General features: G+C 55.6%; 1 pseudogene. It reads left to right on the forward strand.

From position 1 onward, the window contains the following. Nucleotides 1-250: pseudogene (locus ACRHNM_RS17555) on the forward strand (TonB-dependent receptor); the annotation flags it as partial.

Raw genomic sequence — 250 nt, forward strand, 5'->3', positions numbered from 1 at the left:
TATGCCGCCGAAACTTTCAAGCCCCTGTTTATCCTCAACCCGATCAACGAGACGCGCAACGACGATAAAGGCTATATCTACGGGAACTCCTTCCGGGTCTTCTACGACGATATCCGGACCCTGGGGGTATTCGGGGAACTGCAGTTCAGCGTGAACCGGAATTTCAGCCTGGGCCTGAATGCCTCGGTGTACGAATACGATACGGAAACCGACAACCCGGCCTGGAACCTGCCGAACCTGGATGGCAACC

Origin of the sequence: Psychroserpens mesophilus, assembly GCF_050617655.1 — a bacterium.
Classification (GTDB): domain Bacteria; phylum Bacteroidota; class Bacteroidia; order Flavobacteriales; family Flavobacteriaceae; genus Psychroserpens; species Psychroserpens mesophilus_A.